General features: G+C 53.2%; 23 protein-coding genes and 2 pseudogenes. 19 read left to right on the top strand and 6 right to left on the bottom strand.

Annotation, left to right across the window (positions count from 1 at the left end):
• Window positions 1-279: 279 nt before the first annotated feature.
• The 18 genes from mnmG (at window position 280) to phoU (ending at window position 18,876) form a co-directional block, all read left to right on the top strand.
• On the top strand, window positions 280-2,169 hold the full coding sequence (mnmG, locus tag ACOTX3_RS22750; RefSeq protein ID WP_058679270.1) for a tRNA uridine-5-carboxymethylaminomethyl(34) synthesis enzyme MnmG: 1,890 nt from the start codon (window positions 280-282) through the stop codon (window positions 2,167-2,169).
• Window positions 2,170-2,276: 107 nt separating this feature from the next.
• The gene (rsmG, locus tag ACOTX3_RS22745) at window positions 2,277-2,900 is read left to right on the top strand and encodes a 16S rRNA (guanine(527)-N(7))-methyltransferase RsmG (protein ID WP_013099403.1); all 624 of its coding nucleotides are present in this window, start codon (window positions 2,277-2,279) and stop codon (window positions 2,898-2,900) included.
• 616 nt (window positions 2,901-3,516) lie between these two features.
• On the top strand, window positions 3,517-3,897 hold the full coding sequence (gene atpI / locus ACOTX3_RS22740; protein WP_008500194.1) for a F0F1 ATP synthase subunit I: 381 nt from the start codon (window positions 3,517-3,519) through the stop codon (window positions 3,895-3,897).
• 8 nt (window positions 3,898-3,905) lie between these two features.
• On the top strand, window positions 3,906-4,721 hold the full coding sequence (atpB, locus tag ACOTX3_RS22735; RefSeq protein ID WP_013099405.1) for a F0F1 ATP synthase subunit A: 816 nt from the start codon (window positions 3,906-3,908) through the stop codon (window positions 4,719-4,721).
• Window positions 4,722-4,770: 49 nt separating this feature from the next.
• Window positions 4,771-5,010: a F0F1 ATP synthase subunit C gene (gene atpE, locus ACOTX3_RS22730; RefSeq protein WP_000429386.1), complete on the top strand. Its 240-nt coding sequence runs from the start codon at window positions 4,771-4,773 to the stop codon at window positions 5,008-5,010.
• Between the two features lie 48 nt (window positions 5,011-5,058).
• The gene (gene atpF, locus ACOTX3_RS22725; RefSeq protein ID WP_013099406.1) at window positions 5,059-5,529 is read left to right on the top strand and encodes a F0F1 ATP synthase subunit B; all 471 of its coding nucleotides are present in this window, start codon (window positions 5,059-5,061) and stop codon (window positions 5,527-5,529) included.
• Window positions 5,530-5,543: 14 nt separating this feature from the next.
• Window positions 5,544-6,077, top strand: coding sequence for a F0F1 ATP synthase subunit delta (atpH, locus tag ACOTX3_RS22720; RefSeq protein WP_013099407.1), 534 nt, complete (start codon window positions 5,544-5,546; stop codon window positions 6,075-6,077).
• A gap of 12 nt (window positions 6,078-6,089) precedes the next feature.
• The gene (gene atpA / locus ACOTX3_RS22715; RefSeq protein WP_003862367.1) at window positions 6,090-7,631 is read left to right on the top strand and encodes a F0F1 ATP synthase subunit alpha; all 1,542 of its coding nucleotides are present in this window, start codon (window positions 6,090-6,092) and stop codon (window positions 7,629-7,631) included.
• Between the two features lie 51 nt (window positions 7,632-7,682).
• A complete protein-coding gene (gene atpG / locus ACOTX3_RS22710) occupies window positions 7,683-8,546 on the top strand; it encodes a F0F1 ATP synthase subunit gamma (RefSeq protein WP_003862364.1) in 864 nt (287 codons plus the stop codon).
• A gap of 31 nt (window positions 8,547-8,577) precedes the next feature.
• Window positions 8,578-9,960 carry a F0F1 ATP synthase subunit beta gene (atpD, locus tag ACOTX3_RS22705; protein ID WP_003862362.1) on the top strand — a complete coding sequence of 461 codons (1,383 nt, stop codon included), beginning with the start codon at window positions 8,578-8,580 and terminating at the stop codon, window positions 9,958-9,960.
• Window positions 9,961-9,980: 20 nt separating this feature from the next.
• A complete protein-coding gene (locus ACOTX3_RS22700) occupies window positions 9,981-10,400 on the top strand; it encodes a F0F1 ATP synthase subunit epsilon (protein WP_006177560.1) in 420 nt (139 codons plus the stop codon).
• Between the two features lie 137 nt (window positions 10,401-10,537).
• Window positions 10,538-11,908, top strand: a complete 1,371-nt coding sequence (glmU, locus tag ACOTX3_RS22695) for a bifunctional UDP-N-acetylglucosamine diphosphorylase/glucosamine-1-phosphate N-acetyltransferase GlmU (protein WP_045293067.1) — start codon at window positions 10,538-10,540, stop codon at window positions 11,906-11,908.
• A 237-nt stretch (window positions 11,909-12,145) separates the two neighbouring features.
• Complete coding sequence (gene glmS / locus ACOTX3_RS22690; protein ID WP_020690250.1) at window positions 12,146-13,975, top strand: glutamine--fructose-6-phosphate transaminase (isomerizing); 1,830 nt, start codon at window positions 12,146-12,148, stop codon at window positions 13,973-13,975.
• A gap of 322 nt (window positions 13,976-14,297) precedes the next feature.
• On the top strand, window positions 14,298-15,338 hold the full coding sequence (gene pstS / locus ACOTX3_RS22685) for a phosphate ABC transporter substrate-binding protein PstS (protein WP_013099410.1): 1,041 nt from the start codon (window positions 14,298-14,300) through the stop codon (window positions 15,336-15,338).
• A gap of 127 nt (window positions 15,339-15,465) precedes the next feature.
• Window positions 15,466-16,425 carry a phosphate ABC transporter permease PstC gene (pstC, locus tag ACOTX3_RS22680; protein ID WP_013099411.1) on the top strand — a complete coding sequence of 320 codons (960 nt, stop codon included), beginning with the start codon at window positions 15,466-15,468 and terminating at the stop codon, window positions 16,423-16,425.
• Window positions 16,425-17,315 carry a phosphate ABC transporter permease PstA gene (gene pstA, locus ACOTX3_RS22675; RefSeq protein WP_013099412.1) on the top strand — a complete coding sequence of 297 codons (891 nt, stop codon included), beginning with the start codon at window positions 16,425-16,427 and terminating at the stop codon, window positions 17,313-17,315. The genes pstC and pstA overlap by 1 nt, the downstream gene beginning before the upstream one ends.
• 47 nt (window positions 17,316-17,362) lie before the next feature.
• Window positions 17,363-18,136, top strand: a complete 774-nt coding sequence (pstB, locus tag ACOTX3_RS22670) for a phosphate ABC transporter ATP-binding protein PstB (RefSeq protein WP_008500183.1) — start codon at window positions 17,363-17,365, stop codon at window positions 18,134-18,136.
• Window positions 18,137-18,150: 14 nt separating this feature from the next.
• On the top strand, window positions 18,151-18,876 hold the full coding sequence (gene phoU / locus ACOTX3_RS22665; protein WP_008500182.1) for a phosphate signaling complex protein PhoU: 726 nt from the start codon (window positions 18,151-18,153) through the stop codon (window positions 18,874-18,876).
• A 50-nt stretch (window positions 18,877-18,926) separates the two neighbouring features.
• Here the strand turns inward: phoU and yieH are convergent, their stop codons facing one another.
• Window positions 18,927-19,592, bottom strand: coding sequence for a 6-phosphogluconate phosphatase (gene yieH / locus ACOTX3_RS22660; RefSeq protein ID WP_038982282.1), 666 nt, complete (start codon window positions 19,590-19,592; stop codon window positions 18,927-18,929).
• Window positions 19,593-19,757: 165 nt separating this feature from the next.
• On the opposite strand from yieH, the gene adeP reads away from it, so the two are divergent.
• Window positions 19,758-21,095, top strand: a complete 1,338-nt coding sequence (gene adeP, locus ACOTX3_RS22655; RefSeq protein ID WP_023621401.1) for an adenine permease AdeP — start codon at window positions 19,758-19,760, stop codon at window positions 21,093-21,095.
• 61 nt (window positions 21,096-21,156) lie between these two features.
• Here adeP and ACOTX3_RS22650 read toward each other — a convergent pair whose 3' ends face one another.
• The 5 genes and pseudogenes from ACOTX3_RS22650 to ACOTX3_RS22630 all read right to left on the bottom strand — a co-directional run bounded on the left by ACOTX3_RS22650 (window position 21,157) and on the right by ACOTX3_RS22630 (window position 23,593).
• Window positions 21,157-21,723 (bottom strand): NADPH-dependent FMN reductase, encoded by a 567-nt coding sequence (locus tag ACOTX3_RS22650; RefSeq protein WP_013099415.1) that lies wholly within the window; start codon window positions 21,721-21,723, stop codon window positions 21,157-21,159.
• A 36-nt stretch (window positions 21,724-21,759) separates the two neighbouring features.
• Entirely contained in the window at window positions 21,760-22,506 is a 747-nt protein-coding gene (locus ACOTX3_RS22645; protein ID WP_045293074.1) for a 4'-phosphopantetheinyl transferase family protein, read from the bottom strand.
• A gap of 149 nt (window positions 22,507-22,655) precedes the next feature.
• Window positions 22,656-22,736: pseudogene (locus tag ACOTX3_RS22640) on the bottom strand (hypothetical protein); the annotation flags it as partial.
• A 60-nt stretch (window positions 22,737-22,796) separates the two neighbouring features.
• Window positions 22,797-22,964 (bottom strand): annotated as a pseudogene (locus tag ACOTX3_RS22635) (multidrug transporter subunit MdtL); the annotation flags it as partial.
• Window positions 22,965-23,185: 221 nt separating this feature from the next.
• Window positions 23,186-23,593 carry a GNAT family N-acetyltransferase gene (locus ACOTX3_RS22630; RefSeq protein WP_058679272.1) on the bottom strand — a complete coding sequence of 136 codons (408 nt, stop codon included), beginning with the start codon at window positions 23,591-23,593 and terminating at the stop codon, window positions 23,186-23,188.
• Window positions 23,594-24,396: the final 803 nt, after the last annotated feature.

Below are 24,396 nucleotides of genomic sequence, written 5' to 3'. Positions count from 1 at the left end.
ATAAAGTCGCGATCTGATCCCAGCTTATACGGGCCAGGATCACCGATCATTCACAGCAAACGATCCTTTCTAACCCCATGATCTTCTTTATGAGATCGGACTTATCCACAAAGGTCCGCGATCCTAATAAGAGATCACAATAGAACAGATCTCTAAATAAAAAGATCTTCTTTTTAATAGCCCAGGATCCCAATGCTTTCTCGAAAGACTAAAGTTGAGTAGAATCCACGGCCCGGGCTTCAATCCATTTTCATACCGCTTTACGCGAGGCAGACCACCATGTTTTATCAGGATCCTTTTGACGTCATCATCATTGGCGGGGGTCACGCAGGCACTGAGGCCGCAATGGCCGCAGCGCGAATGGGTCAGCAGACCCTGCTTTTGACACACAATATCGACACGCTGGGACAAATGTCCTGTAATCCGGCGATTGGCGGCATTGGGAAAGGACACCTGGTAAAAGAAGTGGATGCACTTGGCGGCCTGATGGCGAAAGCGATCGATCACGCAGGCATTCAGTTTAGGATACTAAACGCCAGTAAAGGCCCCGCTGTGCGTGCGACCCGCGCTCAGGCAGACCGCGTGCTTTATCGTCAGGCGGTGCGTACCGCCCTGGAGAACCAGCCGAACCTGATGATCTTCCAGCAGGCAGTGGAAGATCTTATCGTGGAGAACGATCGTGTCGTTGGCGCGGTTACCCAGATGGGGCTCAAATTCCGCGCCAAAGCGGTTGTTCTGACCGTCGGGACATTCCTGGACGGTAAGATCCATATCGGTCTGGATAATTACAGCGGCGGACGTGCTGGCGATCCGCCATCTATCCCACTGTCACGCCGTCTGCGTGAACTGCCGATGCGTGTCAGCCGTCTGAAAACCGGTACTCCACCGCGTATTGATGCGCGCACCATTGATTTCAGCGTGCTGGCACAACAGCACGGTGATAACCCAATGCCGGTCTTCTCGTTCATGGGCAATGCAGCGCAGCATCCGCAGCAGGTACCGTGCTATATCACGCATACCAACGAAAAAACCCATGACGTGATCCGCAATAACCTCGATCGCAGCCCAATGTACGCCGGCGTGATCGAAGGGATCGGCCCACGCTATTGCCCGTCGATCGAAGACAAAGTCATGCGCTTTGCCGATCGTAACCAGCACCAGATCTTCCTGGAGCCAGAAGGGCTGACCTCGAACGAAATCTATCCGAACGGCATCTCCACCAGCCTGCCGTTTGATGTGCAGATGCAAATTGTTCGCTCAATGCAGGGGATGGAGAATGCGAAAATCGTTCGCCCTGGCTACGCTATTGAGTACGATTTCTTCGATCCGCGTGACCTGAAGCCAACCCTGGAGAGCAAATTCATCCACGGTCTGTTCTTCGCAGGTCAGATTAACGGCACCACCGGTTACGAAGAAGCTGCTGCACAGGGCCTGCTGGCCGGTCTGAACGCCGCCCGTTTCTCTGCCGAGAAAGAGGGCTGGGCTCCGGCGCGTTCTCAGGCTTATCTGGGCGTGCTGGTCGACGATCTCTGCACGCTGGGCACCAAAGAACCGTACCGTATGTTTACCTCTCGCGCGGAATATCGCCTGATGCTGCGCGAAGATAACGCCGACCTGCGTCTGACCGAAATGGGTCGTGAGCTGGGTCTGGTGGATGACGAACGCTGGGCGCGCTTCAACGAGAAACTGGAGCGCATTGAGCAGGAACGTCAGCGCCTGAAAACGACCTGGGTTAATCCGCAGGCCGAAACCGCTGCGGAAGTGAACGCTCACTTAACTGCGCCGCTCTCGCGCGAAGCCAGTGGTGAAGATCTGCTGCGTCGCCCGGAAGTGACCTATGAGAATCTGGTGAAACTCACCGCCTTTGCCCCGGGTCTTGAAGACGCTGAAGCGGCAGAGCAGGTTGAGATCCAGGTGAAATACGAAGGTTACATCGCGCGTCAGCAGGATGAGATCGAAAAGCAGCAGCGTAACGAAAACACGCTGCTGCCGGAAATGCTGGACTATCGTCAGGTGACGGGGCTGTCCAACGAGGTGATCGCCAAGCTGAACGATCACAAACCGGTGTCGATCGGCCAGGCCTCCCGCATCTCGGGCGTTACCCCAGCAGCGATTTCGATTCTGCTGGTGTGGCTGAAAAAGCAGGGCATGCTGCGCCGCAGCGCGTAATATGTGTAATTCGCCCGGTGGCGCTGCGCTTACCGGGCCTACAGAACTCCGTAGGGCGGGTTAGCTAAGCGTCACCCGCCACTTAAGTCTCTCAACAGGTATTCACCGTGCTCAATAAACTCTCTCGTCTGCTGGATCAGGCAGGTATTTCGCTCACCGATCACCAGAAAAATCAGCTGGTGGCCTATGTCGATATGCTGAACAAATGGAATAAAGCGTACAACCTCACCTCCGTACGCGACCCCAACGAGATGCTAATTCGCCATATTCTCGATAGCATTGTGGTTGCGCCGTACCTGAACGGTGAGCGCTTTATCGATGTGGGCACGGGTCCTGGCCTGCCGGGTATTCCCCTGTCAATTGTCCGCCCGGAAAGCCATTTCACGCTGCTGGATAGCCTTGGCAAGCGCGTGCGTTTTTTGCGCCAGGTACAGCATGAGCTGAAGCTTGAGAACATCACGCCTGTGCAAAGCAGGGTAGAGGAGTTTCCGGCAGAGCCACCGTTCGACGGGGTTATCAGCCGTGCGTTTGCTTCGCTTAATGACATGGTGAGCTGGTGTAAGCACTTACCGGCAGAGAATGGCCGTTTTTATGCGCTGAAAGGGCAGTTGCCCGGCGATGAAATTGAACAGCTTCCGGACGGTTTTGCCGTCGAGTCCATTGAGAAATTACAGATTCCTCAGCTCGAAGGCGAACGTCATCTGGTGATAATTAAGCCAAACAATTTTTAAAAAATTAATAAAAAATGTGGAATTTGTGCTGTTCTGTCAGTGTTAAAAAACAGCACAACACAACGGATTTTGCCGGAGAGAATTTAACCGTGTTTTTACTAAGGGTTTTCTAATGGTTAACTTCCTCACCATTGTTCACCCTGAAGATAATCAACCACGAAAATATCAGCCTGCTAAAAGTGGAAAGCAGCAACCAGAATGCAATGTTAAATATTTATTAAGAATGTCAATAAAAGGTTTTTATTGTATACGGGGCTGTTTTGAAAATAGTTGCGACATTTTATCTTTAATTTCAGAAAGATGAAATTAAGCGATTTACGAGTTTGATAAATACAACCTTATCGCAAATGTGTATTTTGTGATCTCGTGCACGCTTTGTAGTCAACGTTTTCGCGCTGTTTGCAGTTTTCCTCGAAGGTCGGGGCTTTCATCAAAAGTTGAAAAATAGCGGCGGGGAAAAATATTTAAACATTTATTCACCTTTTCGCTACTTAATGTTTGAAATCACGGGTGCGCACCGTATAATTTGACCGCTTTTTGATGCTTGACTCTGAGCCTTAAAGGACGTTTTATACGACACGCGGCATACCTCGAAGGGAGCAGGAGTAAAAACGTGATGTCTGTGTCGCTCTTGAGTAGAAACGTTGCTCGTAAGCTTCTGTTCATTCAGTTTCTGGCTGTGATAGCAAGTGGACTGCTGTTTAGCCTCAAAGACCCCTTCTGGGGCATCTCCGCCGTGTGCGGGGGTTTGGCGGTTGTGCTGCCAAACGTGTTGTTTATGATTTTTGCCTGGCGTCATCAGGCGCATACACCTGCCAAAGGCCGCGTGGCCTGGTCCTTCGCCCTCGGCGAAGTGTGTAAGGTGTTGCTGACCTTTGCTCTACTGGTGATGGCGCTGGCGGTTTTGAAAGTGGTATTCATGCCGCTGATAGCTACGTGGGTTTTGGTGCTGGTGGTACAAGTTCTGGCTCCAGCTGTAATCAATAACAAAGGGTAAAAGGCATCATGGCTTCAGAAAATATGACGCCGCAGGATTACATAGGTCACCATCTGAATAACCTTCAGCTGGACCTGCGTACATTCTCGCTGGTGGATCCGCATAACCCCCCGGCCACCTTCTGGACGATCAACATCGACTCCATGTTCTTCTCGGTGGTTTTGGGTCTTCTGTTCCTGGCCATGTTCCGCGGTGTTGCTAAAAAGGCGACCAGCGGTGTTCCAGGGAAATTCCAGACGTTCGTTGAGATGATCATCGGCTTCGTCCATGGCAGCGTGAAAGACATGTACCATGGTAAGAGCAAGCTGATTGCGCCACTGGCACTGACCGTGTTCGTGTGGGTCTTCCTGATGAACCTGATGGACCTTCTGCCTATCGATTTCCTGCCGTGGATTGGCGAGCATGTCTTCGGTCTGCCTGCTCTGCGCGTGGTTCCGTCTGCTGACGTGAACATCACCCTGTCGATGGCGCTGGGCGTGTTTATCCTGATTCTTTTCTACAGCATCAAAATGAAAGGCGTAAGCGGCTTTGTGAAAGAGCTTACCTTGCAGCCGTTCAACCACTGGGCGTTTATTCCGGTCAACCTGATCCTGGAAGGCGTTAGCCTGCTGTCCAAACCTGTTTCACTGGGTCTGCGACTGTTCGGCAACATGTATGCGGGTGAGCTGATTTTCATTCTGATCGCGGGTCTTCTGCCGTGGTGGTCACAGTGGGTTCTGAATGTGCCTTGGGCCATTTTCCACATCCTGATCATTACGCTGCAAGCCTTTATCTTCATGGTTCTGACGATCGTCTATCTGTCGATGGCGTCTGAAGAGCACTGATTTTTTACCAACACTACTACGTTTTAATTGAAACAAACTGGAGACTGTCATGGAAAACCTGAATATGGATCTGCTGTACATGGCTGCCGCTGTGATGATGGGTCTGGCGGCTATCGGTGCTGCGATCGGTATCGGCATCCTCGGGGGCAAATTCCTGGAAGGCGCTGCGCGTCAACCTGATCTGATTCCTCTGCTGCGTACTCAGTTCTTTATCGTTATGGGTCTGGTGGATGCTATCCCAATGATCGCTGTAGGTCTGGGTCTGTACGTGATGTTTGCTGTCGCGTAGTAGTTGTTTTAAAACCCCAAGCCACAGAAATTTAAGAGGTATTGTGCTGTGAACATGAACGCAACAATCCTCGGCCAGGCCATCGCGTTTATTATCTTTGTCTGGTTCTGCATGAAGTATGTATGGCCGCCTTTAATGGCTGCCATCGAAAAACGTCAGAAAGAAATTGCTGACGGTCTGGCTTCTGCAGAACGTGCAAAGAAAGATTTGGACCTTGCACAGGCCAACGCGACAGACCAGCTGAAAAAAGCGAAAGCGGAAGCTCAGGTAATCATCGAACAGGCTAACAAACGCCGTTCTCAGATCCTGGACGAAGCCAAAGCTGAAGCAGAACAGGAACGTACTAAGATCGTGACACAGGCTCAGGCTGAAATTGAAGCTGAGCGTAAACGTGCTCGTGAAGAACTGCGTAAGCAGGTTGCGATTCTGGCTGTTGCTGGCGCCGAGAAGATCATCGAACGTTCCGTGGATGAAGCTGCTAACAGCGACATCGTGGACAAACTTGTCGCTGAACTGTAAGGAGGGAGGGGCTGATGTCTGAATTTGTTACGGTAGCTCGCCCCTACGCCAAAGCAGCTTTTGACTTTGCTGTCGAACACCAAAATGTCGATCGCTGGCAGAATATGCTGGCGTTTGCCGCTGAGGTGACGAAAAACGAACAAATGGCCGAGTTGCTTTCTGGTGCATTAGCACCTGAAACCCTCGCCGCGTCGTTCATCGCCGTGTGCGGAGAGCAACTGGATGCCAACGGTCAGAACCTGATTAAGGTAATGGCAGAAAATGGTCGTCTCCGTGTGCTCCCGGATGTTCTCGAGCAGTTTGAGCACTTACGTGCCCTTAGTGAAGCTACTGCTGAAGTTGAAGTAACTTCTGCGACTGAACTGAGTCATGAACAGCTTGCGAAAATTACCGCCGCGATGGAAAAACGTCTGTCACGCAAAGTTAAGCTGAATTGCAAAATCGATAAGTCTGTAATGGCAGGCGTAATCATCCGCTCGGGTGATATGGTCATTGATGGCAGCGTACGCGGCCGTCTTGAGCGCCTTGCAGACGTCTTGCAGTCTTAAGGGGACTGGAGCATGCAACTGAATTCCACCGAAATCAGCGAACTGATCAAGCAGCGCATTGCTCAGTTCAATGTTGTGAGCGAAGCTCATAACGAAGGTACTATTGTTTCTGTAAGTGACGGTGTTATCCGCATCCACGGCCTGGCCGATTGTATGCAGGGTGAGATGATTTCCCTGCCGGGTAACCGTTACGCTATCGCACTGAACCTGGAGCGCGACTCCGTAGGTGCAGTTGTGATGGGTCCATACGCTGACCTCGCCGAAGGCATGAAGGTTAAGTGTACTGGCCGTATTCTGGAAGTTCCGGTTGGCCGTGGCCTGCTGGGTCGTGTTGTTAACACCCTGGGTGCACCAATCGACGGTAAAGGTCCGGTTGAGCACGATGGCTTCTCTCCAATCGAAGTTATCGCACCGGGCGTTATCGACCGTCAGTCCGTAGATCAGCCTGTTCAGACGGGTTATAAGTCCGTTGATGCCATGATCCCAATCGGTCGTGGTCAGCGTGAACTGATCATCGGTGACCGTCAGACCGGTAAAACCGCGATGGCTATCGATGCCATCATCAACCAGCGTGACTCCGGCATCAAATGTGTGTACGTGGCTATCGGCCAGAAAGCGTCCACCATTTCTAACGTGGTTCGTAAACTGGAAGAGCACGGCGCGCTGTCTAACACCATCGTTGTTGTGGCTACCGCTTCTGAATCTGCTGCACTGCAATACCTGGCGCCATACGCCGGTTGTGCTATGGGTGAATACTTCCGTGACCGCGGTGAAGATGCACTGATCGTATACGATGACCTGTCTAAACAGGCTGTTGCTTATCGTCAGGTTTCCCTGCTGCTCCGTCGTCCACCAGGACGTGAAGCGTTCCCTGGCGACGTATTCTACCTCCACTCTCGTCTGCTGGAGCGTGCTTCCCGCGTTAACGCGGAATACGTCGAGAACTTCACCAAAGGTGAAGTGAAGGGTAAAACGGGCTCTCTGACCGCGCTGCCGATCATTGAAACCCAGGCGGGTGACGTTTCTGCGTTCGTTCCGACCAACGTAATCTCCATTACCGATGGTCAGATCTTCCTGGAAACCAACCTGTTTAACTCCGGTATTCGTCCGGCGGTTAACCCGGGTATCTCCGTATCCCGTGTAGGTGGTGCTGCTCAGACCAAGATCATCAAGAAACTGTCCGGTGGTATCCGTACCGCGCTGGCACAGTATCGTGAACTGGCTGCGTTCTCTCAGTTCGCATCCGATCTGGACGAAGCAACCCGTAAACAGCTGAGCCATGGTCAGAAAGTGACCGAGCTGCTGAAGCAGAAACAGTACGCACCAATGTCTGTTGCTCAGCAGGGCCTGGTACTGTTCGCGGCTGAACGCGGTTACCTCGAAGATGTGGAACTGGCGAAAATCGGTAGCTTCGAAGCCGCTCTGCTGGCTTACGTCGACCGTGATCACGCTCCGCTGATGCAAGAGATCAACCAGACCGGTGGCTATAACGACGAAATCGAAGGCAAGCTGAAAGCTATCCTCGATTCCTTCAAAGCAACCCAATCCTGGTAATCGTCCGGCGGCTTGTCTCAGGACAAGCCGCCTGGCATTGAGGAGAAGCTCATGGCCGGCGCAAAAGAGATACGTAGTAAGATCGCAAGCGTCCAGAACACGCAAAAGATCACTAAAGCGATGGAGATGGTCGCCGCTTCCAAAATGCGTAAATCGCAGGATCGCATGGCGGCCAGCCGTCCTTATGCAGAAACCATGCGCAAAGTGATTGGTCACCTTGCAAACGGTAATCTGGAATATAAGCACCCTTACCTGGAAGAACGCGACGTTAAGCGCGTGGGCTACCTGGTGGTGTCGACCGACCGTGGTCTGTGTGGCGGCTTGAACATTAACCTGTTCAAAAAACTGCTGGCGGATATGAAAGGCTGGTCCGATAAAGGCGTTCAGTGCGACCTCGCATTGATCGGCTCTAAGGGCGTCTCTTTCTTTAACTCCGTTGGTGGCAACATTGTCGCTCAGGTGACCGGTATGGGTGATAACCCGTCCCTGTCCGAACTGATCGGCCCGGTTAAAGTGATGTTGCAGGCCTATGATGAAGGCCGTCTGGACAGACTGTACGTTGTCAGCAACAAATTTATTAACACCATGTCTCAGGTGCCAACGCTCACTCAGATGCTGCCTTTACCGGCTTCAGAAGATGACGAGCTGAAACAGAAAGCCTGGGATTACCTGTATGAACCCGATCCGAAACCGCTGCTGGATACCCTGCTGCGTCGTTACGTTGAATCTCAGGTTTATCAGGGCGTTGTAGAAAACCTGGCCAGCGAGCAGGCCGCACGAATGGTGGCGATGAAAGCCGCGACCGATAATGGCGGCAGCCTGATTAAAGAGCTGCAGTTGGTTTACAACAAAGCTCGTCAGGCCAGCATTACTCAGGAACTCACCGAGATCGTCTCGGGGGCCGCCGCGGTTTAACCAGGTTTACGAATTACGTAGAGGATTCAAGATGGCTACTGGAAAGATTGTCCAGGTAATCGGCGCCGTGGTGGACGTCGAGTTCCCTCAGGACGCCGTACCACGCGTGTACGACGCGCTTGAGGTACAGAATGGTAACGAGAGCCTGGTGCTGGAAGTTCAGCAGCAGCTCGGCGGCGGTATCGTGCGTACCATCGCGATGGGTTCTTCCGACGGTCTGCGTCGTGGTCTGGAAGTTAAAGACCTTGAGCACCCGATCGAAGTCCCGGTAGGTAAAGCAACACTGGGTCGTATCATGAACGTATTGGGTCAGCCAATCGACATGAAAGGCGACATCGGTGAAGAAGAGCGTTGGGCTATCCACCGCGCGGCACCTTCCTACGAAGAGCTGTCCAGCTCTCAGGAACTGCTGGAAACCGGTATCAAAGTTATCGACCTGATGTGTCCATTTGCGAAGGGCGGTAAAGTTGGTCTGTTCGGTGGTGCGGGTGTAGGTAAAACCGTAAACATGATGGAGCTGATCCGTAACATCGCGATCGAGCACTCCGGTTACTCCGTATTTGCGGGCGTAGGTGAACGTACTCGTGAGGGTAACGACTTCTACCACGAAATGACCGACTCCAACGTTCTGGACAAAGTATCCCTGGTTTACGGCCAGATGAACGAGCCACCAGGAAACCGTCTGCGCGTTGCGCTGACTGGTCTGACGATGGCTGAGAAGTTCCGTGACGAAGGCCGTGACGTTCTGCTGTTCGTTGATAACATCTACCGTTACACCCTGGCCGGTACGGAAGTATCTGCACTGCTGGGTCGTATGCCTTCAGCGGTAGGTTATCAGCCTACGCTGGCGGAAGAGATGGGTGTTCTTCAGGAACGTATCACCTCTACCAAAACCGGTTCTATCACCTCCGTTCAGGCGGTATACGTACCTGCGGATGACTTGACTGACCCATCACCAGCAACCACCTTTGCGCACTTAGATGCAACCGTGGTACTGAGCCGTCAGATCGCGTCTCTGGGTATCTACCCGGCCGTTGACCCGCTGGACTCCACCAGCCGTCAGCTGGATCCACTGGTTGTTGGTCAGGAACACTACGACACCGCGCGTGGCGTACAGTCCCTGCTGCAGCGTTACCAGGAACTGAAAGACATCATCGCCATCCTGGGTATGGATGAACTGTCTGAAGAAGACAAACTGGTGGTAGCACGTGCGCGTAAGATCCAGCGCTTCCTGTCCCAGCCGTTCTTCGTTGCGGAAGTATTCACCGGTTCTCCAGGTAAATACGTTTCCCTGAAAGACACCATCCGTGGCTTTAAAGGCATCATGGAAGGCGAATACGATCACCTGCCAGAGCAGGCGTTCTACATGGTTGGTTCCATCGAAGAAGCTGTGGAAAAAGCCAAAAAACTTTAACGCCTTAATCGGAGGGTGATATGGCAATGACTTACCACCTGGACGTCGTCAGCGCAGAGCAACAAATGTTCTCTGGTCTGGTCGAGAAAATCCAGGTAACGGGTAGTGAAGGTGAACTGGGTATCTTCCCGGGTCACGCACCGCTGCTCACCGCCATTAAGCCTGGTATGATCCGCATCGTTAAACAGTTCGGTCACGAAGAGTTTATCTATCTGTCCGGCGGCATTCTTGAAGTGCAGCCTGGCAGTGTGACCGTTCTGGCCGATACCGCTATTCGTGGCCAGGATCTCGACGAAGCGCGAGCCCTGGAATCGAAGCGTAAGGCTGAAGAGCACATTAGCAGCTCTCATGGTGACGTGGATTACGCTCAGGCGTCTGCGGAGCTGGCCAAAGCGATCGCCAAACTGCGCGTTATCGAGTTGACCAAAAAAGCGATGTAACACCGGCTTGAAAAGCACAAAAGCCAGTCTGGATACCAGGCTGGCTTTTTTTTCGTCCTTAATTCATGACGAAAAAGATGTAGAATTTTAAGCACCAAACGTTTTTACTTCTCACTCAAACTACCGTCAGGATGCGTATGTCAAACAGTGCGATGAGCGTGGTGATCCTTGCCGCAGGCAAAGGTACCCGCATGTATTCCGATCTGCCTAAAGTGCTTCATACACTGGCAGGAAAGCCAATGGTGCAGCATGTTATTGATGCAGCAAATGAATTGGGCGCTCGCCAGGTTCACCTGGTCTATGGCCACGGCGGCGATCTGCTTAAAAAGACGCTGAGCGATGACAAGCTCAACTGGGTGCTTCAGGCTGAACAGCTGGGAACCGGCCACGCAATGCAGCAGGCAGCACCGTTCTTTGCCGATGACGAAGACATTCTGATGCTCTACGGCGATGTTCCGCTGATCTCCATCGACACACTGACTCGCCTGCGTGAAGCCAAACCGCAGGGCGGTATCGGTTTATTAACCGTCGTGCTGGACGATCCGACCGGCTACGGCCGCATCACCCGTGAAAACGGCAACGTCACGGGTATCGTTGAACATAAAGACGCCAGCGAAGCACAGCGCCAGATTCAGGAGATCAACACCGGTATCCTGATGGCTAACGGCGCGGACATGAAGCGCTGGCTGTCTAAGCTCAACAACAACAACGCGCAGGGTGAATACTACATCACCGACATCATTGCGATGGCGTACCAGGAAGGGCGTGAGATTGCGGCGGTTCACCCGGCGCGTATCAGCGAAACCGAAGGGGTGAATAACCGCCTTCAGCTTTCCCGTCTGGAGCGTGTTTATCAGTCCGAACAGGCCGAAAAACTGCTGCTGGCCGGCGTGATGCTGCGCGATCCGGCGCGTTTCGATCTGCGTGGAACGTTAACGCACGGGCGCGACGTTGAAATTGATACTAACGTTATCCTGGAAGGTAACGTCACACTGGGTAACCGCGTCAAAATTGGTGCGGGCTGTGTGATCAAAAACAGCATCATCGGTGATGATTGCGAAATTAGCCCATACAGCGTGGTGGAAGATGCCCGTCTTGACGCAGCGTGCACTATTGGGCCGTTCGCGCGTCTGCGCCCGGGGGCTGAGCTGCTGGAAGGCTCACATGTTGGAAACTTCGTTGAGATGAAAAAAGCGCGTCTGGGTAAAGGCTCTAAAGCCGGTCATTTGACCTATCTGGGCGATGCGGAAATTGGCGACAACGTGAATATTGGCGCAGGAACGATTACCTGCAACTATGACGGCGCGAATAAGTTTAAAACCATCATCGGTGATGATGTGTTTGTTGGTTCCGACACTCAGCTGGTGGCGCCTGTTACCGTGGGTAACGGCGTAACGATTGCCGCCGGGACAACCGTTACGCGCGATATCGCCGATAACGAACTGGTATTAAGCCGTGTGCCGCAGGTGCACAAGCAGGGCTGGAAACGCCCTGTGAAGAAGAAGTAACGGATTTTCCCCTCACCCTAACCCTCTCCCCAAAGGGAGAGGGGATTGTTCGGTGCGGTGTTTTTCTCCCTCGCCCCTTTGGGGAGAGGGCCGGGGTGAGGGGATAATATAATCCTCCCCCCACAAGCAGTACCCATAACAATAACCCCACTCTCTACAAGGCTCGGGGTGCCCGGAAAGGGCAAATACAGGTCAGCGACAACGCATGGCATAACGCCATAATCAGGAAATCTAACTATGTGTGGAATTGTTGGCGCAGTTGCGCAGCGTGATATTGCTGAAATCCTTCTCGAAGGTTTACGTCGTCTGGAATACCGTGGCTACGACTCTGCCGGTCTGGCAGTGGTGGATGCAGAAGGTCATATGACCCGTCTGCGTCGCCTTGGTAAAGTGCAGATGCTGGCCCAGGCCGCGGAAGAACACCCGCTGCACGGTGGCACCGGTATTGCGCATACCCGCTGGGCGACACACGGCGAACCGTCTGAAGGCAACGCGCACCCGCATGTGTCTGAACACATCGTGGTCGTGCATAACGGCATTATCGAAAACCACGAACCGCTGCGCGAAGAACTGAAAGCGCGCGGCTATACCTTCGTTTCTGAAACCGATACCGAAGTGATTGCGCACCTGGTGCACTGGGAGCTGGCACAGGGCGGCACGCTACGTGACGCGGTGCTGCGCGCAATCCCACAGCTGCGCGGTGCGTACGGTACGGTGATCATGGACTCCCGCGATCCGTCCACCCTGCTGGCGGCGCGTTCCGGTAGTCCAATGGTTATCGGTATGGGCATGGGCGAAAACTTTATCGCTTCTGACCAACTGGCGCTCCTGCCGGTCACCCGCCGCTTTATCTTCCTGGAAGAGGGTGATATCGCAGAAGTGACTCGCCGCAGCGTGACGGTATTCGATACCAAAGGCGAGCAGGTGAAACGTCCTGAAATTGAATCCAATCTGCAGTACGACGCAGGCGACAAAGGCGCTTACCGTCACTACATGCAGAAAGAGATTTACGAGCAGCCAAACGCCATCAAAAACACCCTGACCGGTCGTATCAGCCACGGTGAAGTGGACCTGAGCGAACTGGGTGCCAACGCAAACGAGCTGCTCAGCAAGGTTGAGCACATTCAGATTGTGGCCTGCGGTACCTCCTACAACTCCGGGATGGTCTCTCGCTACTGGTTTGAGTCGCTGGCTGGCGTGCCGTGCGATGTGGAAATCGCCTCTGAATTCCGCTACCGCAAATCCGCCGTGCGCCGTAACAGCCTGATGATCACCCTTTCTCAGTCTGGCGAAACGGCAGATACCCTGGCGGCGCTGCGTCTCTCTAAAGAGCTGGGTTACCTGGGATCGCTGGCTATCTGTAACGTGCCGGGCTCATCGCTGGTGCGTGAATCCGATCTGGCTCTGATGACCAAAGCGGGCACTGAAATCGGCGTGGCCTCCACCAAAGCGTTTACCACGCAGCTGACGGTTCTGCTGATGCTTGTGGCGAAACTGGCGCGTCTGAAAGGGCTGGATGCTTCTGTTGAGCATGACATCGTTCATGGTCTGCAGGCGCTGCCAAGCCGTATTGAGCAGATGTTGTCTCAGGATAAGCGCATTGAAGCCCTGGCTGAAGATTTCTCTGACAAGCACCACGCCCTGTTCCTCGGCCGTGGCGACCAGTACCCTATTGCGCTGGAAGGCGCGCTGAAGCTGAAAGAGATCTCCTACATCCACGCTGAAGCCTACGCGGCAGGCGAGCTAAAACACGGCCCGCTGGCGCTGATTGACGCGGATATGCCGGTTATCGTTGTGGCACCTAACAACGAACTGCTGGAAAAACTGAAGTCCAACATTGAAGAAGTTCGCGCCCGCGGTGGTGTACTGTACGTCTTCGCTGATAAGGACGCCGGTTTTGCCAGCAGCGACAACATGCACATCATCGAGATGCCGCACGTAGAAGAGGTTATTGCCCCTATCTTCTACACCGTGCCGCTGCAGTTGCTGGCTTACCACGTTGCGCTGATCAAAGGCACCGACGTTGACCAGCCGCGTAACCTGGCGAAATCGGTCACCGTAGAATAATCCCTCCAGGCTCCACCTTCGGGTGGAGCTTTTTTACCCTGCCTGGTTTGTTTTTAATCAACGCATTCGCGTTTTTATTTATGACAATCTGTCATCTTCAGCTACTTTTTTCAGTGTCACATAAAGAAAATATTTCTGAAAAGTTGTTGTCATGATTGTGGCTAACATGATGATAAATCAGGAATCTTTCGCTGGTTTTTAAGCTAAATTTCCATTGTCATAAAACTGTCATAATTCGTACATTTATCTGTCACCTGTTTGTCCTATTTTGCTCATCGTAGCCACTTAAACAATGATTTACGAAATCCTTGCAGGAGACATTATGAAAGTTATGCGTACCACTGTCGCAACTGTTGTCGCCGCGACCTTATCTCTGAGCGCTTTCTCTGTATTCGCAGAAGCAAGCCTGACTGGCGCTGGTGCAACCTTCCCTGCGCCGGTGTATGCCAAATGGGCGGATACCTACCAGAAAGAAACCGGTAACAAGGTTAACTATCAGGGTATCGGCTCCTCCGGTGGCGTGAAACAAATTACCGCAAACACCGTTGATTTCGGCGCATCCGACGCTCCGCTGTCTGATGACAAACTGGCTCAGGAAGGCCTGTTCCAGTTCCCGACCGTAATCGGTGGTGTGGTTCTGGCGATCAACCTGCCGGGCGTGAAGTCGGGTGAGCTGGTGCTGGACGGCAAAACCCTGGGTGATATATACCTGGGCAAAATCAAAAAATGGGATGACGAAGCCATCGCTAAGCTCAACCCTGGCCTGAAGCTGCCTTCTCAGAACATCGCCGTGGTTCGCCGCGCGGATGGTTCTGGTACCTCTTTCGTCTTCACCAGCTACCTGGCGAAGGTGAACGAAGAGTGGAAATCTAAAGTCGGTTCCGGCTCTACCGTTAACTGGCCAACCGGTCTGGGCGGTAAAGGGAACGACGGTATCGCCGCGTTCGTACAGCGTCTGCCGGGCTCTATCGGTTACGTAGAATATGCGTACGCCAAGCAGAACAACCTGTCCTACACCAAACTGGTTTCTGCTGATGGCAAACCTGTCAGCCCGACTGAAGAGAACTTTGCCAACGCTGCAAAAGGCGCTGACTGGAGCAAATCCTTCGCTCAGGACCTGACTAATCAGAAAGGTGAAGACGCGTGGCCAATCACCTCTACCACCTTCATTCTGGTTCACAAAGAGCAGAAGAAACCTGAGCAGGGTGCAGAAGTGCTGAAGTTCTTCGACTGGGCATACAAAAACGGCGGCAAACAGGCTAATGACCTGGATTATGCCAGCCTGCCAGACAGCGTGGTTGAGCAGATTCGTGCTGCATGGAAAACCAACGTGAAAGACAGCAGCGGTAAAGCGCTGTACTAACAGGATATATTTAACGAAGATGGCGGGTGGCGCTACGCTTACCCGCCCTACGGTTAACGCTGTAGGCCCGGTAAGCGTCAGCGCCACCGGGCATATTCGTAAAACGTCTCAAACAGAAGAGTAATTTATGGCTGCAACCAAGCCTGCATTTAACCCTCCGGGTAAAAAAGGTGACATGATTTTCAGCGCGCTGGTAAAACTGGCTGCGCTGATTGTGCTATTGCTACTGGGCGGCATTATCGTGTCTCTGATTTTCTCCTCCTGGCCGAGCATTCAGAAATTCGGTTTCTCCTTCCTGTGGACCAAAGAGTGGGACGCGCCGAATGATATCTACGGTGCGCTGGTGCCGATTTACGGCACGCTGGTCACCTCGTTCATCGCCCTGCTGATTGCAGTTCCGGTAAGCTTTGGTATCGCCCTGTTCCTGACGGAACTGGCACCGGGCTGGCTGCGACGCCCGCTGGGTATCGCCATTGAACTGCTGGCGGCCATTCCAAGTATCGTGTACGGCATGTGGGGTCTGTTTATCTTTGCGCCACTGTTTGCCACGTATTTCCAGGAGCCGGTGGGTAATGTTCTTTCCGCTATTCCGTTTGTGGGGGCGCTGTTCTCCGGCCCGGCATTCGGTATCGGTATTCTGGCGGCTGGTGTGATCCTCGCCATCATGATTATTCCGTACATTGCGGCAGTTATGCGCGATGTGTTCGAACAAACCCCGGTGATGATGAAAGAGTCGGCTTACGGCATTGGCTGCACCACCTGGGAAGTGATCTGGCGTATCGTTCTTCCGTTCACCAAAAATGGGGTGATTGGGGGCGTGATGCTGGGCTTAGGGCGTGCGTTGGGTGAGACCATGGCGGTGACCTTTATCATCGGTAACACCTACCAGCTCGACAGTGCCTCGCTCTATATGCCGGGTAACAGTATTACCTCCGCACTGGCGAACGAATTCGCCGAAGCGGAATCCGGGCTGCACGTGGCGGCGCTGATGGAGCTGGGTCTGATCCTGTTCGTGATTACCTTCATCGTACTGGCGATCTCCAAGCTGATGATCCTGCGTCTCGCGAAAAATGAGGGGGCACGCTAATGGCAACTCTCGAAATGCAAAGCCCTGCTCAGCTTGCGGAATCCCGCCGCAAAATGCAGGCGAAGCGTCGTTTTAAAAACCGTATCGCGCTGACGCTCTCGATGGCGACGATGGCATTCGGTCTGTTCTGGCTGATCTGGATCCTCTTCTCTACCGTGGTTCGCGGTATCGACGGCATGTCTCTGGCGCTGTTCACCGAAATGACGCCTCCGCCGAACACGGCGGGTGGTGGACTGGCGAACGCCCTGGCAGGCAGCGGATTGCTGATCCTGTGGGCGACGGTATTCGGTACGCCGCTTGGCATCATGGCGGGTATCTATCTGGCGGAATATGGCCGTAAATCCTGGCTCGCAGAAGTGATTCGTTTCATTAACGACATTCTGCTCTCTGCGCCGTCTATTGTGGTGGGTCTGTTTGTTTACACCATTGTTGTGGCACAAATGGAACACTTCTCCGGCTGGGCGGGTGTGATTGCGCTGGCGCTGCTGCAGGTGCCTATCGTCATTCGTACCACCGAGAACATGCTCAAACTGGTGCCGGACAGTCTGCGTGAAGCGGCGTATGCGCTGGGTACACCAAAGTGGAAAATGATCTCCGCGATTACGCTTAAAGCCTCTGTCTCCGGGATCATGACCGGTATTCTGCTGGCCATTGCCCGTATCGCGGGTGAAACGGCACCGCTGCTGTTTACCGCCCTCTCCAACCAGTTCTGGAGCACGGACATGATGCAGCCGATCGCCAACCTGCCGGTGACGATCTTTAAATTTGCGATGAGCCCATTCGCGGAATGGCAGCAGCTGGCCTGGGCCGGGGTGCTGATCATCACCCTTTGCGTATTGTTGCTGAACATTCTGGCGCGCGTCATTTTCGCGAAGAAGAAACACGGTTAAATTTTTACGGCGCGGCAGCTCGCGGCGCCGAATGAGGAAATGAGTCAATGAGTATGGTTGATACTGCCCCGGGTAAGATTCAGGTTCGTGATTTGAACTTCTACTACGGCAAATTCCATGCCCTGAAGAATATCAACCTGGATATCGCGAAGAACCAGGTAACGGCATTCATCGGTCCGTCCGGCTGTGGTAAATCCACGCTGCTGCGCACCTTTAACAAAATGTACTCGCTCTATCCAGAGCAGCGTGCCGAAGGCGAAATCATCCTGGACGGTGAAAACATTCTGACCCAGGCTCAGGATATCGCCCTGCTGCGCGCGAAAGTGGGCATGGTTTTCCAGAAACCGACGCCGTTCCCGATGTCGATTTACGACAACATCGCGTTTGGTGTACGCCTGTTTGAAAAGCTCTCCCGTGCCGATATGGACGAGCGCGTGCAGTGGGCGTTGACCAAGGCCGCATTATGGAACGAAACCAAAGATAAGTTGCACCAGAGCGGTTACTCTCTCTCCGGCGGGCAGCAGCAGCGTCTGTGCATTGCGCGTGGAATCGCGATCCGCCCGGAAGTGTTGCTGCTGGATGAGCCGTGTTCAGCGCTGGACCCGATCTCCACCGGTCGTATCGAAGAGCTGATCACCGAGCTGAAGCAGGATTACACCGTGGTTATCGTGACCCACAACATGCAGCAGGCTGCGCGTTGCTCCGACCACACGGCATTTATGTACCTGGGCGAGTTGATTGAGTTCAGTAACACGGACGATCTGTTCACCAAGCCCGCTAAAAAGCAAACAGAAGACTATATCACCGGTCGTTACGGTTGATTCAGGAGCGCGCTATGGACAATCTCAATCTTAATAAACACATTTCCGGCCAGTTCAATGCAGAGCTGGAAAGTATTCGCACTCAGGTCATGACCATGGGTGGCATGGTCGAGCAACAGCTTTCTGATGCGATTACGGCGATGCATAACCAGGACAGCGAACTGGCGAAGCGCGTTATCGAAGGCGATAAAAACGTCAACATGATGGAAGTGGCGATTGACGAAGCGTGTGTGCGCATCATCGCCAAGCGTCAGCCGACGGCGAGCGATCTGCGTCTGGTGATGGCCATCATCAAAACCATCGCCGAGCTGGAACGTATCGGTGACGTAGCGGATAAAATCTGCCGCACCGCGCTGGAGAAATTCTCTCAGCAGCATCAGCCGCTGCTGGTAAGCCTGGAGTCGCTGGGCCGCCACACGGTGCAGATGCTGCACGACGTGCTGGATGCCTTTGCGCGTATGGATCTGGACGAAGCGGTGCGTATCTACCGTGAAGACAAGAAAGTCGACCAGGAGTATGAAGGCATCGTGCGCCAGTTGATGACCTACATGATGGAAGATTCACGTACGATCCCAAGCGTACTGACCGCCCTGTTCTGCGCGCGCTCTATCGAGCGTATCGGCGACCGCTGCCAGAACATTTGCGAATACATTTTCTACTTCGTGAAAGGTCAGGACTTCCGTCACGTGGGCGGCGACGAGCTGGACAAGCTGCTGGCGGGTAAAGATCCGAAAGAGTAATCGGTGGTTAAAATGCCCGGTGGCGCTGCGCTTACCGGGCCTACAAAAACCTATCGTGTAATATTCCACCCGCGCGCCTTCCACAATTCCGGCAACTGCGCCAGATCGGTAAAGGTCGTCACTTTTGGATGATCGATCGGCTTGTTGTGCGGGTCGGCACAGAAATAAAACACTTCCATTCCTGCATCAATGCCCGACTGCGCGCCCGCGGACGAGTCATCCACCAGAATACAGTTCTCTACGTTGACGTTCATTGCGTTTGCCGCATGGAACATCAGCGCAGGATCTGGCTTCCAGCGTTGAATATCGTAGCCGCTGAACAATTTTTCCGGGAAGTGGTGCAGCATCTCAAGCTTACCCAGCGAGTGCTGCATTTTGCTGACCGGTCCGTTAGACACCACGCAGATCGGTACCGTCATGGCATCCAGCAGCGCGTTTGCGCCAGCAATGACCTCCAGCTCAGAATCGAACAGGCGTGCGACCTCGGCGCGGTACACCGGTTCCAGATCCGTTTTCGCCAGATCCACACCGTGTTCGGCGTTAATGATGTCGATGATCTCGTACAGCTTCACGCCCTTAAAGCGTTTGAACACCTCGTCGAGATTGAGCGTAATACCAAATTCCTGGAACATGGCGACATACGCGCGGGAACAAATGACCTCACTGTCGACCAGCGTACCGTCGCAGTCGAAAAATACCGCTTCAATTCCGGACATGCCTTTCCCTTTTTACAAGTTTAACGTTTACGTACTGCAGTTCAACGAGACGCAATCGTTGCCGTATAAGCAAAATCAATGAAAAAAGTATCTCGTAACCGCCACTATTGTCGCATTTTGGTATAGGATAGCGACGAATTTTCCCTCCTTGTTCGGAAATTGATGATGAGTCAACAACACACAACCCAGACATCGGGTCAGGGTCTGCTTGAGCGCGTGTTTAAACTGCGCGAGCACGGCACAACGGCACGCACCGAAGTGATCGCCGGTTTTACCACCTTCCTGACGATGGTCTATATCGTTTTTGTTAACCCACAAATTCTGGGCGTTGCTGGCATGGATACCAGCGCCGTCTTCGTGACCACCTGCCTGATCGCTGCACTTGGCAGCATTCTGATGGGCGTATTCGCTAACCTGCCGGTTGCGCTGGCTCCGGCGATGGGGCTTAACGCATTCTTTGCGTTCGTGGTAGTTCAGGCGATGGGGCTGCCGTGGCAAGTCGGCATGGGCGCTATCTTCTGGGGTGCGGTTGGTCTGCTGCTGCTGACTATTTTCCGCGTGCGTTACTGGATGATTGCTAACATTCCTGTCAGCCTGCGCGTGGGTATCACCAGCGGTATCGGTCTGTTCATCGGTATGATGGGGCTGAAAAATGCCGGTGTTATCGTCGCTAACCCGGAGACGCTGGTCAGCATCGGTCACCTGACCTCCCATAACGTGCTGCTGGGCGTGCTGGGCTTCTTTATCATCGCGATCCTCGCTTCCCGCAATATTCATGCGGCGGTGCTGGTGTCCATCGTAGTGACCACCCTACTGGGCTGGATGCTGGGTGACGTTCACTATAACGGCATTGTCTCCGCACCACCGAGCGTCTCTACCGTTATTGGTCATGTTGATCTGGCGGGTTCCCTGAATCTGGGCCTGGCGGGGGTGATTTTCTCCTTTATGCTGGTGAACCTGTTTGACTCCTCCGGCACGCTGATCGGCGTGACCGACAAAGCGGGCCTGGCGGATGAGAAAGGTAAATTCCCGCGCATGAAGCAGGCGCTGTTTGTGGACAGCATCTCCTCTGTCAGCGGTGCTTTTATCGGAACCTCTTCTGTTACCGCTTACATTGAGTCCTCTTCCGGTGTCTCCGTAGGGGGCCGTACCGGTCTGACCGCGGTTGTGGTGGGTATTCTGTTCCTGCTGGTGATCTTCCTTTCTCCACTGGCTGGCATGGTTCCACCGTATGCGGCTGCCGGTGCGCTGATTTACGTGGGGGTACTGATGACCTCCAGCCTGTCGCGCGTGAAGTGGGATGATTTAACCGAAGCGGTACCGGCGTTTATTACCGCGGTAATGATGCCGTTCAGTTTCTCTATTACTGAAGGTATCGCGCTGGGCTTTATCTCTTACTGCGTGATGAAGATTGGCACCGGTCGTTTCCGCGACCTCAGCCCGTGCGTCATCATTGTGGCGCTGCTGTTTGTGCTGAAGATTGTGTTTATCGACGCCAAATAAACATGTTTGCACCCTCTCCCGTGGGAGAGGGCTGGGGTGAGGGCATCAGCCCGCACCTCACTTAAGCCTTCACCCTCTTGATATAATCCCCAAACGCCGTCAACTGGCCAGAGAGATGGTCACGCGTGCTCTGATCCACCACTTCACCCGTCTGCGGGTCGACTTTATTCTGAATCACTCCACCCATAAATTCCGGCTTGTTCATGACCATTGCATCCAGGAATACCAGGATCTGACGCAGGTGATACTGGCAGCGCGCACCGCCAATGGCACCCATTGAACTGGTCTGAATCAGCACCGGCTTACCGGAAAGCGGCTGCTCCGGCAGGCGGGATAGCCAGTCAATTGCGTTTTTCAGACCACCCGGAACCGAGTAGTTATACTCTGGCGTCACAATCACCACCCCGTCAGCCTGGCGAATCTGCTCGGCCAGCGCTTCGACGCTCTGCGGAAAGCCTTCTTCCTGCTGCACGTCCGCATCGTAAAGGGGAATGTCACCAATGGACGGCAGGGCGCTAATCTCCATACCCGCCGGAGCCAACTGTGGCAACGTACGGGCAACCATCCCGTTAAATGAACCTTTGCGCAGGCTTCCCAGTAATGTAACGACTTTCAACGTTTCAGACATGATTACTCCTGTTTCATCATGATGACCCTGAACGGATCAGCTAAGGGTATATGCTTTTTCTGCCGGTAAACTGGTTAATCTCATCAGGCGCGCGGCGGGCTCGTTGGCACGTTCGGGCACATCCGGAAGGCTACTCCATCCCTGTTTACTGTCAAATTCCCAGATTTTCAGCCGTTCAATGGCAGGTGTCACTGCTACAGACCAGATCAGTACATCCTCAACATCGCTGAGCGCTTCTACCAGCGCGGCTTGCGTGGAGCGCAGGCGTCCGGAGCCCGGCAGGAGTTGCAGCTGACTGGCATCGTCTGACGCGCAGCCACAGAGCTTACGAATGCTCTGACGCAAGGTGATAAGCTGAACCCGGGCTTCAGTGGGATCGTTCTGGTTGCGCACCCACAGCTGTTCATTGCTGGAGAGCGGGTAATCATCATGCGGGCTGGCGCCGTGAAAACCGCGTGTCGCGCGCTGAAGCTCCATATCCAGCCCGCAATCGCCTTCGGTGGTGAGTGCCACGCCAATAATATTGCCCGTATAGGCAATGGAGAAACGCGGCAGCTCCGGGTCGGCAAAGACCGGACGACCTTCAGGTTGGATGATGATGTCCGGCAGCTCACTGGTGCCGTACAGCATAAACAGCAGTTCAGCAAGAAGCGCCCGGGACGCCAAAAAACGCGACCGACGGTGCTCTGGAAGTTTGAGCGCTTCACTGTGACACGCTGAAGAAATTCTGGCCGATACGAGACGACCTTCTGTCAGTATCCCTCTTGCAAAGTGCGTAGCCATTTTTCGCTCCTTGATAATGGTCGTAGTCGGTTAAACGGTTACATCATTATCGCTTAACTCAACTCCTGTTTTAATCAGTAAATGATAGTAAGAAAAGGCTGAGGACCGAACTTTACATTTTCTTAGGCGAAAATTGGATCGCTGACACCCTATAACGCCTTGATGGTCTCGCGTAGCCAGAGGATTTTCGGATTATGGCTGTTCCGTTTATGCCAGATCAGCGTGAAGGGCTGGAGGACCATAAGTAAAGGGATGCAGAGCATGCTACAGCCAATCAGAATCCCGATCAGCATATTGAGCGCAAACGGCGTCAAGAACGAGACCGCCATACTGACCATCGTGGAATACTGCTCGCGATTAAAACCCATGGTTTCCATCAGCAGCACCAGGGAAACGGTTACATAGGTGGGGATCGCCGCCACGCTCAGGGTGGTGATCAATAATCGGCTAATAAAAAACGCTTCAGAAGCTTTTCGGCCGGATGGCTCTCTTTGAGTACGGCAATCGACTGGACAAGGGTGATTTCCTGGGGGAAATCACCCTTCAGTAACGGGGCAATGCAGAAGCTGGAAAATCGGGCTAACTCGTTAATCTATCAGCAATACGTTGCCTTGAAAACATGGCTATGGGCACATTCAAGGACACAAAAGCGGGATGTTTGCTGTTCCAGATGACAACATTACCCCCAGACTCTCGCCATTCCTTCGCTTTCCGGCCGGACTAACTCAAAACCGAACTTCGCGTAGAGTTCCGGTACATCAGCCACCAGAGAGACATAAGCGCCTTTATAAGCGTTGCTGTCCAGCCATCGAATAATGTTTTCCATAATGATTCGGCCAAGTCCACGCCCCTGATGGGCAGGGTCGACGGCTATATCGACTATCTCGAAGTTTAATGCACCATCGCCAACGATACGCCCCATGCCGACAGGCACTCCTTGCCAGAGAATGTGTACGCCATAACAGCTTCTCGGCAAACCCACCCTGGCAGCCTCAAGCGGCCGTGCTGACAACCCCGATATACTTCGTAAACGACAAAAAGCTTCGGCAGAGGGAACAGATTCAACAACGGTATATTCGGTAGTCATGACCATCACCATCAGCAAACAATCAACATAGTTAGCAGGCTGACTCTGTAGTGACAATAGTATTTGCCATGAATCTAGCCTATTTAATAAGTGAGTATAAGGTTTTATGCGGCACGTATAAGCCCCCTATTATGAGGCGATAAGCATAGTTTTTTACGTACTGACTTGCACTATAGTCCACACGTTGCGGCAAAACCGCAACCGGAATTGGCGTTCCGAATTATCACGAGTGTCGGTAGCCATGTTTGCCATGCTACTGGAGCGGTCTGCGCGCTGGCGTCACTTTCACTCGCTTACGCTCTTAAAAGTGACGCCGCGTTTTGCACATACAGCAGGAAATACGGACGCAAAGCCTTCGGCAATACCGTCCGACTTCTCTACAGCGTTCTGCCTGTAGCTATAAAGGGATGGTCACCTGTATCGAGACCGGAGGTTAGTTTCAGACCAGGCTTCGTTCCCTGGTTGACCGGGGGCTGACCATTAAAGGCGCTTCTTACAGGTCGCCGTTCGTCTTAGAACAGGAAGCTATTAAGGGGTACTGCTATGAGTTGGGGATAGGGTAGAGGATGGGGAGGGAGAAAGCTGTGGGAAACTCTTTTTGGGATTTGAATATTCTAAATTACAACAAAGTTAATCGTTACAATGGCAGCAAAAATTTTAATGCCAATAATAAATTTAAATTAATATTGCTGGCATCAGTGACCTGCTCCCCGTTGATTAGTACACCCCGATGTTAGTAATGTCTTCATAAGCCACATGAGGACATCCCCATGAAGAAGCGTTTTTCCGACGAACAGATCATC

The sequence above is a fragment of the Enterobacter cloacae complex sp. IR5384 genome (assembly GCF_049237265.1).
GTDB lineage: Bacteria > Pseudomonadota > Gammaproteobacteria > Enterobacterales > Enterobacteriaceae > Enterobacter > Enterobacter cloacae.
Note: the sequence above shows the minus strand (reverse complement) of the source record. Positions and strands in the feature narration are given on the sequence as shown.